Consider the following 11,354-nt stretch of genomic DNA (forward strand, 5'->3'; position numbering starts at 1 on the left):
GCTCACCTTGATTGATGAGATTCTGGATCTTTCCAAAATTGAATCGGGTAAGATGACTTTGGATTATGCGTCTTTGAACCTGAATGATATTTTGGCGGATTTGAATAGTCTGTTTTCGCCTGTTGTACAGGAAAAGGGTTTGATTTTCAAAACGAGTATCAGTGATTCGGTCAATCTAAGCTTTCAAGGTGATCGTTTGCGGATAGATCAAGTACTACGGAATCTAATTTCTAATGCCATTAAATTTACCAAAGAAGGCGAAGTACGTCTTGAAATCTATGAAGACCCAGGCGATAGTGATCGATTGGTGTTCGCTGTAGTCGATTCGGGTATTGGTATACCACTTGAAAAGCAGAAAATTATTTTTGAAGCCTTTCAACAAGCTGATGGCTCAACCAGAAGGAAGTTTGGTGGTACTGGATTGGGGCTTTCCATTAGCCGCGAGATCGCGCGCTTACTCGGTGGAGAAATCCGGTTGGAAAGCGAAGTAGGCAAAGGCAGTACGTTTTTGTTCATTATACCGAAGTCTAAAGTTGAAGTCAAAGAGATATTGACCAAGGAGCAGCAATTGGTTGAGGAGATATCTTCGGAAGTCGAAGAGGTCATTGAGATTGTTAAAGAAGATAACTATAATCCGGTCACGATTAGGATCCCGGAGGAAATTCCAGATGATCGGGATACAGTTGTAGAAGGGGATAAGGTGATTTTGATTGTGGAGGATGACATTAATTTTGCCAAGGCACTCTTGAAGTATACCCATACGCAAAACTATAAAGGTGTAGTTGTAGTTCGTGGTGACCATGCACTCCCAGCCGCCGAAAAATATTATCCCGTTGCTGTTTTGCTCGATATTCAATTGCCAATTATGGATGGATGGGCTGTCATGGATCAATTGAAGGGCAATAAGGCTACGCGGCATATTCCGGTTCATATTATGTCTTCGCTTGAGGTGAAGAAAGAAAGTTTATTAAAAGGAGCGATCGATTTTATTAATAAGCCTGTTGCGTTAGAACAAATGACTTCGGTATTCCAAAGAATTGAATCGGCGTTAAGCCGTTCGCCGAAGAAGGTGCTTATTGTTGAAGAAAACCCGAAGCATGCAAGTGCATTATCTTATTTCTTAAGTAGTTTTAATATATCACTTGAAGTAAAAGATAATGTAGAGGATAGCATTACAGCTTTACGTACAGCGGATGTGGACTGTGTGATTTTGGACATGGGAGTACCTGATGAAATGGGCTACCATACGTTGGAAGCAATCAAACAACATGAAGGACTGGAGAACCTGCCGATCATTATCTTTACAGGTAAGAATCTGTCCAAGGCTGAAGAGTTGAAAATTAAAAAATATGCAGACTCAGTTGTTGTAAAGACGGCTCATTCATATCAACGGATTTTGGATGAGGTAGGCCTGTTTCTTCATTTGATTGAGGTTAATAATTCAGACGACGCTAGGAGAAAGAACAATGGGCTTGGAGCTTTGACCGACGTATTGAAGGGCAAGAAGGTTCTTGTCGCTGATGATGACGTTAGGAATATCTTCTCGATGACCAAAGCATTGGAGAAATTTCAAGTGAAGGTAATTCCCGCGATGGATGGTAAAGAAGCGTTAGAAGTATTGATGTCCGGAGAACCCATTGATATTGTATTGATGGATATGATGATGCCTGAGATGGATGGTTATGAGACGATTAAGAATATCAGGCAACATGCGGACTATGCTAGATTACCAATTATCGCTGTTACGGCGAAGTCGATGATCGGGGATCGTAAAAAGTGTATTCAGGCAGGAGCTTCGGATTATATCTCGAAGCCGGTGGATATCGACCAACTCTTGTCTTTGTTGCGTGTGTGGTTATATGAAAATTGAGGACAACTGATATATGGATCAGCATAAGGTAATATTAATTGTGGACGACGATCAACGTAATATTTTTGCATTGCGTTTGACGTTGAAAGCTAAGGGATATCAGGTATTGAGCAGCACAAGTGCGGGCGAAGCTATGGAGATCTTGGAGGCGAATAAAGGTGTGGCGCTGATATTGATGGATATGATGATGCCTGAAATTGATGGCTATGAGGCGATTCAGCTAATTCGCAATTCGAGTTTTACAGGCAAAATTCCGGTTATTGCCGTGACGGCTCAAGCGATGAGTGGAGACCGGGAGAAATGCTTGGAAGCTGGAGCCCAGTCGTATGTCTCGAAGCCGATTGATGTCGATAAATTGATGGGTGAAATTGAACGGTTAATCTAAATGTTGGGCTATAGTATCATAAAAGACCATGAAATAGATATTTTACTTGAAGATATCTATCGAGACTACGGGTATGATTTTTTGCAGTATAGCCGTGCCTCGATGAAGAGGCGGATTAATCGGCTTATGACGAATGACCGTTTGGCAAGCTTTGCCGAACTTCGCTTTGTATTAAAGGACAATCCTGCATTTTTGCAACACTTTGTAGAAGAGATTACCGTTAACTTAACTGAGATGTTTCGGGATCCTTTATTCTTTCGTCAGCTACGGGAGGAAATTCTACCACAATTGGGCACATACCCGTTGATCCGTGTGTGGATTGCTGGTTGCTCCACAGGAGAGGAAGCTTACTCGATGTCCATTTTGCTAAAAGAGGCCAATTTGTATCACAAGTCATTGATATATGCAACGGATATTAATCCACGGGTACTTGATATTGCCCGGAATGGTGTATATCCATTGAGCCAGATAAAATCTTTCTCTGAGAATTACATAGAATCTGGAGGAAAACAGGATTTTTCGAAATATTATACAGCAAATTATGAATGGGCGAAATTCAATGCCGATCTAAAGCAAAAAATGATTTTATCTACCCATAATCTGGTATCTGATACCTCATTTAATAGCTTTCAATTAATCCTTTGTCGTAATGTCTTGATCTATTTTAATAAGGACTTGCAAGAGCGCGTCTTTAAATTATTTGATGCGAGTCTAGAAAATTTAGGATATTTGGCATTAGGTAGTAAAGAAACCATACGATTTTCAGGTATTCAACATAACTTTACAACTGTAGGGGATCAAAAAATTTGGAAAAAACTTTATACCTTATAGGGGGGGGCAGGCAGACGTGAATCATTTTGTGTCTGATGTAAAACAATGAGGGTATACATAAACTATTTTATATGAGTAAAGCAAAAACGGTATTGATATTTGAGGACGATACCATTATTTTGGAGGTTATAACGGTTGTTTTGACAGATTTAGGGTTCCATGTTGAAGTTTCCGAAACTTCACATGATATTATCCAAAAGGTGGAATCTGCAGAGCCCAACCTTATCTTAATGGATAACTGGATTCCAAACATAGGTGGTGTTGAAGCGACTAGATTGCTTAAATCAGATAAGCGTTTTAGCCATATTCCCGTAATATACGTATCGGCAAACAACGATATTCAATCCCTAGCAGATCGTGCCGGAGCGGATGATTTTTTATCTAAACCTTTTGATTTGGAAGATTTGGAAAATATTGTCAATAAATATATTGTATAGATCAATTGTAAAGGTTGGACTTCTGTACTGCGCATCTCAGTTTCTTGCGGGTTAGTTTAGCCGATGGTAGAATGTTGGCCTGTGTCAGCGGTGACTAGGCTGTAGTGTATTATAAATTTGGTGTCAAAGTGTTGGTGATTGTACTACCAGGTATTTAAACCTTCCTGTAAGATATTCTTGTAGGTTTCCACGTTGAACTTATAGAGGTCGGGAGCTTTGTGGGCTCCGCCTTTCCGTTGCTCGTCAAGTTTTTGAAGGATGCCCATGTTTTTCATTTTACGATAAAAATTGCCTCGATTAAGTTTTTTACCAAGTACTGTTTCATAGAGCCCTTGCAAGTCGGACAGTGTAAACTTGTCTGGTAGTAAATTGTATCCTATTGGTTTGTAAGAAAGCCGTTCGCGAAGAGTCCGAAGAGCCTTGCTGATGATTTTGCGGTGGTCCATGGTGATATTGAGTTCAGTGATGTTCTTAAAGTCGATCCACTGGCAGGTCTCACTTAAGGAATCAGGTTGAGGAACCACATGTTTGTAATTTACCAGCGCGTAGTAACCAATTGAAATAAAACGCTGTTTGTTCCACAATGTGTCTGGGTAATCCGCAAAGGATTGCTGGCTGCGCTGTGGGTTTCCAAATACAGCAAATTCTTCCAAGAAGATATCCTTTACACCCGAGCGTTCATAAAGTACGCGTTTGACCGCTTCGTCAGTATCTTCCTCTTTCCCTACATAGCCTCCAGGAAGAAACCACTCTTTATTGTAGTTCATTTTTAGCAAAAGGATTCTCAAAGAACCTTGGTCGAAGCCAAAGACGACGGTGTCTACAGAAATGTGAGGTAGAAATTTTTCATAACTCTCTGCCGATGCGTTAATAATCTGTGTTCTGAAATCCATGTACTTTTTGTCTTTGGGTTAATATTACAAAAAAATATCCCAATGGGAGGAAAGTTGGTTGATAAAGTCGAACAAATTCTTGTGTCAAAAATTACATTAGGGGCTCTCTTGTTAAATCAATATATCGATATCTAGCTGTTTGTGTTATTTTATTGATTTTATTTTGTATTTGAATAAAAAGGTTGTAAAATTGTATTGCTTCATAATGAAGCAATATAAGTAACTGATTATAACGTATCAAGCCAAATGTTTTTATTGCCAATAAGGCGAACGTTTTGACTACGAACTCATTTATTAAAATAACAGATTATATGAACGCAAGGAAACTACTATTCGCTTCATCTTTCAGTCTATTTTTAACGTTTTCGGCACAAGGCCAGGTTTATCAAAAGATTGAGAATAAATACGGTCCTGTCTTGGGTTATTCGACAACTTCAGGAGTGAAGATCCTAAGCATCGCTGGAAATAAATTTAAGGATCTCAATCGAAATGGGAAATTAGATCTTTATGAAGACTGGCGTTTGACACCAGAAGAGCGCGCCAAAGATCTCGCCTCAAAATTATCTGTTGATCAGATTGCTGGACTTATGTTATACAGCAGACACCAAGCTTTACCAGCACCCGCCTTTGGATTTATGGCAGGCACCTATCAAGGAAAAAATTACCAGGAAGGTATTGTTTCACCTTGGGCCCTGACCGATCAGCAGCGCGAATTTCTGGAGAAGGATGGGCTTAGGCATGTCCTATTAACGGCAGTAAAAGATCCGGAAACCGCTGCCCGCTGGAATAATGAGTTGCAGCGTTTTGTGGAAGGGTTGGGATGGGGTATCCCGGCGAATAATAGCTCCGATCCACGTCATAATGCTGTTGTCAGTGCAGAGTTCAATGCGGGGGCAGGGGGGCAAATTTCGATGTGGCCGGATGGACTTGCGATGGCGGCGACATTCGATCCAGCTATCGTTAAACGTTTTGGGCAAGTGGCGGCTTCAGAATATCGATCATTGGGCATCACGACGGCATTATCGCCACAGATAGATTTGGGTACCGAGCCGCGTTGGTACCGCATTGGTATGACTTTCGGAGAGAGCCCCGAGTTGACCACAGCCATGGCTAGAGCTTATATCGATGGCTTTCAGACGTCGAGTGGAAAAGACGAAATTGCCTTAGGCTGGGGGTATAAGAGTGTTAATGCTATGGTGAAACATTGGCCCAGTGGAGGGCCTGAGGAAGGTGGTCGGGACGGCCATTGGGCTATTGGAAAGTTTGCGGTATATCCAGGTGATAATCTGAAGCAACATATTATTCCATTTGTCAATGGAGCTTTTCAGTTGACAGGAAAGACGAGCAAAGCTGCCGCAGTTATGCCCTATTATACGATTTCTTTTGGTCAAGACGAGAAGAATGGTGAAAATGTGGGAAATGGTTATAGCAAATATTTGCTTACCGACTTGTTGCGCGGCACCTACGGTTATGATGGTGTGATCTGTTCGGACTGGTTGATTACGGGAGATGAAGCGCCTAAACCAGATGGATTTGCAGGTAAACCCTGGGGGTTAGAACAGCTGTCGGTGGCAGAGCGTCATTATAAAGCATTGATGGCAGGTGTAGATCAATTTGGAGGCAATAACGATAAGGCTCCTGTTTTGATAGCCTATGAACTGGGCGTGAAAGAGCACGGACAGAAATTTATGAGACAACGATTTGAGGCTTCCGCTAGAAGGCTTCTGTTAAATATTTTCCGGGTAGGACTCTTTGAAAATCCATATTTGGATGTCGAGGAAAGTCGCGCCACTGTCGGTAATCCGCTCCATATGAAGGAGGGCTACGACGCACAGGTAAAGTCCATTATTTTACTAAAGAATAGTGATCAGCAATTGCCTATTCTTGGACGGAAGAAAGTTTATGTTCCGAAGATGTATAGTGCAGCAATGAAAGATTGGTGGGGAAACTATACGCAGGCACGATTGGAATACCCCCTCAACATTGACCTCTTGCGGAAATATGCCGATGTAACCGATAACCCCAATGAAGCTGACCTTGCAATCGTGTTTGTACAGAGCCCGATCAGTGCAGAAGGTGGGTATAGCGCAAGGGATCGCAGGAATGGTGGAAATGGCTATGTCCCCATTTCCTTGCAATATGGCACTTATACAGCCTCAAACGCACGAGCGGAGAGTATTGCTGCAGGTGATCCAGTAATCGATCCATCGATTAAGAATAGATCTTATAAGAATAAAATGGTGACTGCTGCTAATGTGATGGATCTTCAGACGATATTGGATACGAAGGATATGATGAAAGATAAACCAGTTCTGGTTGCTGTAACTGCTAACAAGCCGATGGTATTTGCCGAGTTTGAAAAGGATGTATCTGGTATTGTCTTGAATTTTGGCGTATCGACACAGGCTGTATTGGATGTTATGTTTGGAAAGCATGAACCATCTGGTCTATTACCGGTTCAAATGCCAGCGAATATGGCTACAGTAGAGAAGCAAGCAGAGGATGTGCCCTTTGATATGGAGGTATATGTTGATCAAGTCGGACATGCTTACGATTTTGGTTATGGTTTGAACTGGTCGGGTGTAATTAAAGATGAGCGCGTACGCGAGTTTCTTAAGAAATAGGTTTAATCCATAAATATCATGTAAGTCACCATCATAGTTTCAGTTCATTTAGATGGTCCTGGGGTCAATCAGCGCCAGATAATTAGAAATTACTTTTGATAAGGTCGAAGCATTTGCTCGGCCTTATCTATTTTTATATATTTAAATTATTATTAACCTAAAATATAACCATATGAATGTTATTTTAATTGTCATACTCGCCTTCGTTGCTTTTCTTCTGTATGGTCAATTTAAAAATGAGAAAGGGGAAAGGCCCCTAGCTTATTTTCATCTTCAAGTTCGACTGCATATCGCAGAGATTTTAATAAATCTTAACTTTTGAAACCACATAGTATATAAAAAGAAAAGCCCCTTTGCTTTAAACAAAGGGGCTTTTAAGTACGCCAATCAGGATTCGAACCTGAGACCGTCGGTTTAGAAAACCGATGCTCTATCCAGCTGAGCTATTGGCGCGTCGCTTTCGGTAATGCAAAAGTAGACATTTGTGTTATATTTCCAAAATATCGCCAACTTTTTTTTGTGGTTTTTCAATAACTGATTGCTTTTCAACAAGATTATTTTATTGATCTAGGTCAAACAAAATGAATAAAACTGCTGTTACCTTTGTGTTGTTAAACAAATAGAAAAAACATAAAATTATGGCACAAGGAAAATGGGAACTAGACGCTGCACATAGCGAGATAGAATTCAAAGTAAAACACATGATGATTACGAACGTTAAAGGAAACTTTGACGGTTTTAAAATAGATGTTGATGCCGAAGGCGAAGATTTTAAAAATGCCCTAGCGAAAGTTGTTATTGACACTGCGTCCATCAATACGCGTAATGAACAACGGGATGGACATCTAAAAAGTCCAGACTTTTTTGATGTGGAAAAATATCCCACCATTACTTTTGAGGCAACGAGTTTAGAAAATGAACAAATTAAGGGAAATTTGACTATTCGTGATGTCACTAGACCGGTCGTTTTTGATTTAGAATTTGCAGGTATCCAAAAAGACCCTTGGGGAAATACCAAAGCTGGTTTTATTGTAGAGGGCAAAATCAAACGTTCAGAATTTGGCCTTAATTGGAATGCGGCATTGGAAACAGGAGGGGTAATGGTGAGCGACGATGTAAAATTTAGTGCTGATATTCAGTTTATAAAAGCTCAATAAGCACAATATATAAAATAAAATTTGGTAGGAGAGTGGAAATTCGTACTTTTGTCGCGGAGAGTTGGCAGAGTGGTCGAATGCGGCGGTCTTGAAAACCGTTAACTGTCACAGGTTCGGGGGTTCGAATCCCTCACTCTCCGCCAGGTGCAAATTTAAAGTTTTTAAAAGCATTAAAAAATGTAAAGGTCCTGCAAGTCATTGATTTGCAGGATTTTTTTGTTTAGGACGATTCGCAAAATCTTCAAAAATACTCCAAAAGTTTGTGGCACATATGTGGCACTTTTGGGATTTTTTTGAAGGTGCCACAAAATGATCTATAAGTGGTTGATATTCAGTTTGTAAAATATTTTAACGTCTTGATTAGTTTAAGCTTAGGTTCGAAATTTATAACCCTTAAAGTGATTGATTATGTTAGAACAAAGTTATGGGCTAAACTTCTTTCTAAAGAGCTCAAGAGAAAAAGCCGAACTATGCGCATTGTCTATGTTCGAATTACGGTAGATGGAATTTTAAAAGAATGCTCAAAAAAAAGACATTGGGATGTTACTAGATGGAATCAAAAGGAAGAAAGGGCTATTGGCACCAAAGAGGATGCTAAGGAACTGAATTTCTTTTTAGATTCATTTAGAACAAAGATTAATAGTCATAGAACATAACTGTTGAATAATGGTTTTCCTTTCTTAATGCTGTAATGGGTAGGAAATGTTCTTTTTAATATACATAATTGTAAAATATGAAAAGCGGGCAGAGCTATAGCATGTTAGCTCCGCTCAAATTTTTTCTGAAAAATCAGAAAGAATAGCAAGCACCTTACTAGTTCTTTTTTTATTTAATCTATTCATGAAAAACAACCATTATAAACAAAATCGTGGACTCCTATTATTTATATTAACACCTATTTCTATTTTATTTTCAAGTGATTAAATGATAAAACAACGAGCATTTACGTATATTCATCGAATGAATTTAAATAGTTATTAATTAACTAAATCTAGCTCTACTTGCCCTCATTTTTGGTCGCTTTGTGAAGCCTTCACGCATGCTTGAAGTACTTTTAAAGCGCATTTTGCTTTATACATGAACAGTGCTTTATCTGTGCTTAGCATGTGCTTTATCCCTACTGGGGCTGTGAAGATTCCGTTTTTTTCCTTCGAAAAGGCACTAAAAGGAAAGTGAATATTAACCTATAGTTATAGAAAAACACTTGTTTTTTTGCCCTGTATCAATGTGTTTTGATAGGAAACGGAATGAACAACTTTTTGTTAGGGAATAAAATTTCCAGTCACGAGTGAGTATGGTACTACGAGGAACAGCTTTCGAGCTGATCCAAGGCAACTGATCGGTTTGATATGTAACGAATACAGAGATTGGGGTCACGAAATCTGAATAACTTTTGTAAATTAGGAAAGTAGTAAAAAGCGTTGTCTGTTGACAACAGACAACGCTTTTTTTTGTTTGATTATTTACCAGCTTCTAAAGGAACAAGATATGGGCGGAAAATTGATTATAAATCTCTCGCTTCTGGTTGCACAGACGCTTCTAGTACAGGGCTGTTTGTACAAATCACAGCAGACAACAACGGATAATACTAAAAATGAGATTACAGCAGTGTCATTTTCTACGGTTGGCGGATTTACAGCAACACCTTCAAAAGGTTATACGATTAAGATAACAAGAGATAGTGTTTATTGTCTGTTTTCTGCAATTGATACAGCCCAGAGTACCCTAAAATCATATGGCAATACGGAAGACAAATGGAACTTCCTATTGGATAAAATTGATTTGGAGAAATTTATTGCCGCTAAAGAGGAGGAGTCGCGTCAGCCATACGACGGAATAGATATAAAAATAAGCATTGCAACAAAAAAGGGGCAATATGTAAAAATGAATGCTTACGATAGCCCTAGCTGGAATCGTGTATATAGACAATTGGAGGAATCGTTTCCCCCAAAATCATATGGAAACGAAAATTAGACAAGTGAATCAATTAAAGACTGTATTGCTTACAAGAGCTTTTCGTAACTTAGGTTGCTCTTCATTTTTCGCCGCGGAAATAGGAAAGAAGATTTTTTGACATGCTAAACAGCGCAAATAAAATATAAATTAACATGGATGAGCAATTCAAACAACAAGTATATGAGGTTGCAAAGCTGATTCCCAAAGGTCGAGTAACGACTTATGGAGCCATAGCAAAAGCTTTAGGTTTTCCTAACCACTCAAGGCACGTAGGGAAAGCGATGGGAGGATGCCCGAAAGATGTTCCTGCTCATCGTGTTATATCAAGTAGCGGTACACTTGCGGTGCCTGGATTTCAAGAACGGCTTGAAGCTGAGGGGCTTGTTGTGAATAATTTACGGATCAAGGATTTTAGGAAGTTGTTTTGGAATCCGATGGACGAATTAATCGATTAATTTAATAACATGAAATACTGTGCTTTTCTACGCGGTGTCAATGTGAAGGGAACCAATATGAAGATGGTAGATGTCTGTCAAGTTTTTAAGGACGCCGGTGTAACTGACGTTACTTCGGTACTGGCTTCTGGAAATATTGTTTTTTCGTCGGACAAAGCGGCCGACCCGCTCAAGCGGCTATTGGAGGAGTCCATGTCGGCATATTTTTCTTATGAAGCTTTTTTATTCATCCGGTCGCAGGAAGAAGTGGAATTGATGCAGGCAAACATTCCGTTTGAAATGCATACGGACTTCCATGTATATGCTTTTGTAGGGGCAGAAGGTGTCGAAACAATACTGATGGATGAATTCAGTAATTCGACGCAGGTGCCAGGGGAGAAGGCTGAAATTGTCAATACGGTCTTTTATTGGCGTGTGCCCAAGGGAAATACTTTAGATTCCAGTTTTGGAAAGGTATTAGGAAAAAAGAATCTTAAAGATAAGATGACAAGCCGTAATATCAACACCTTTGAAAGGATATTGAAAAAAATGGGTTAATCAACGAAAAAAGCCCGGATACTGCCGGGCTCTTTTTTGTTTTATGGATTTCAACCGGGCGCGCAGTGGTTCCCCGTATGAAAACTTCTGTGGCATTGATCTTAATCGATTTCAGCCGATTTAGCCCAAATATTAATATGCCCATCTTTTGCATAAAGATCAATTTCGTGAATTTCTTCCGGACTAAACGACAGAAATTCACGAAATTG

At 39.7% G+C, this 11,354-nt stretch carries 11 protein-coding genes and 2 tRNA genes; 11 read left to right on the plus strand and 2 right to left on the minus strand.

Going from position 1 to position 11,354, the window contains the following annotated elements; translation table 11 throughout:
* The 4 genes from B2X72_RS21140 to B2X72_RS21155 all read left to right on the plus strand — a co-directional run.
* Positions 1-1,870 (plus strand): response regulator (locus tag B2X72_RS21140; RefSeq protein WP_286851386.1); only part of this gene is annotated, 1,870 nt, incomplete at its 5' end.
* 13 nt (positions 1,871-1,883) lie between these two features.
* On the plus strand, positions 1,884-2,255 hold the full coding sequence (locus B2X72_RS21145) for a response regulator (RefSeq protein ID WP_286851388.1): 372 nt from the start codon (positions 1,884-1,886) through the stop codon (positions 2,253-2,255).
* The gene (locus B2X72_RS21150) at positions 2,256-3,086 is read left to right on the plus strand and encodes a CheR family methyltransferase (protein ID WP_286851390.1); all 831 of its coding nucleotides are present in this window, start codon (positions 2,256-2,258) and stop codon (positions 3,084-3,086) included.
* A 71-nt stretch (positions 3,087-3,157) separates the two neighbouring features.
* Positions 3,158-3,523, plus strand: a complete 366-nt coding sequence (locus tag B2X72_RS21155) for a response regulator (protein ID WP_153847546.1) — start codon at positions 3,158-3,160, stop codon at positions 3,521-3,523.
* Positions 3,524-3,666: 143 nt separating this feature from the next.
* Here the strand turns inward: B2X72_RS21155 and B2X72_RS21160 are convergent, their stop codons facing one another.
* Complete coding sequence (locus B2X72_RS21160; protein ID WP_286851391.1) at positions 3,667-4,416, minus strand: NUDIX hydrolase; 750 nt, start codon at positions 4,414-4,416, stop codon at positions 3,667-3,669.
* A 311-nt stretch (positions 4,417-4,727) separates the two neighbouring features.
* Here B2X72_RS21160 and B2X72_RS21165 point away from each other — a divergent pair, with 311 nt between their 5' ends.
* Positions 4,728-7,040, plus strand: a complete 2,313-nt coding sequence (locus B2X72_RS21165; RefSeq protein ID WP_286851392.1) for a glycoside hydrolase family 3 protein — start codon at positions 4,728-4,730, stop codon at positions 7,038-7,040.
* Between the two features lie 379 nt (positions 7,041-7,419).
* Here the strand turns inward: B2X72_RS21165 and B2X72_RS21170 are convergent.
* Positions 7,420-7,493, minus strand: a tRNA-Arg gene (locus B2X72_RS21170).
* A gap of 185 nt (positions 7,494-7,678) precedes the next feature.
* Between B2X72_RS21170 and B2X72_RS21175 the strand changes: the two genes are divergently transcribed.
* The 6 genes from B2X72_RS21175 to B2X72_RS21200 all read left to right on the plus strand — a co-directional run bounded on the left by B2X72_RS21175 (position 7,679) and on the right by B2X72_RS21200 (position 11,145).
* Positions 7,679-8,197 (plus strand): YceI family protein, encoded by a 519-nt coding sequence (locus B2X72_RS21175; RefSeq protein WP_115048496.1) that lies wholly within the window; start codon positions 7,679-7,681, stop codon positions 8,195-8,197.
* Positions 8,198-8,252: 55 nt separating this feature from the next.
* Positions 8,253-8,340, plus strand: a tRNA-Ser gene (locus tag B2X72_RS21180).
* A 177-nt stretch (positions 8,341-8,517) separates the two neighbouring features.
* Positions 8,518-8,853: a hypothetical protein gene (locus B2X72_RS21185; protein WP_115048498.1), complete on the plus strand. Its 336-nt coding sequence runs from the start codon at positions 8,518-8,520 to the stop codon at positions 8,851-8,853.
* Between the two features lie 832 nt (positions 8,854-9,685).
* Positions 9,686-10,171 carry a hypothetical protein gene (locus tag B2X72_RS21190; RefSeq protein ID WP_286851393.1) on the plus strand — a complete coding sequence of 162 codons (486 nt, stop codon included), beginning with the start codon at positions 9,686-9,688 and terminating at the stop codon, positions 10,169-10,171.
* A gap of 134 nt (positions 10,172-10,305) precedes the next feature.
* Positions 10,306-10,608: an MGMT family protein gene (locus B2X72_RS21195; protein ID WP_088161428.1), complete on the plus strand. Its 303-nt coding sequence runs from the start codon at positions 10,306-10,308 to the stop codon at positions 10,606-10,608.
* Between the two features lie 9 nt (positions 10,609-10,617).
* Positions 10,618-11,145, plus strand: coding sequence for a DUF1697 domain-containing protein (locus tag B2X72_RS21200; RefSeq protein ID WP_286851394.1), 528 nt, complete (start codon positions 10,618-10,620; stop codon positions 11,143-11,145).
* Positions 11,146-11,354: the final 209 nt, after the last annotated feature.

Origin of the sequence: Sphingobacterium sp. UBA7253, assembly GCF_002472745.1 — a bacterium.
In the GTDB taxonomy this organism is placed as follows: domain Bacteria; phylum Bacteroidota; class Bacteroidia; order Sphingobacteriales; family Sphingobacteriaceae; genus Sphingobacterium; species Sphingobacterium siyangense.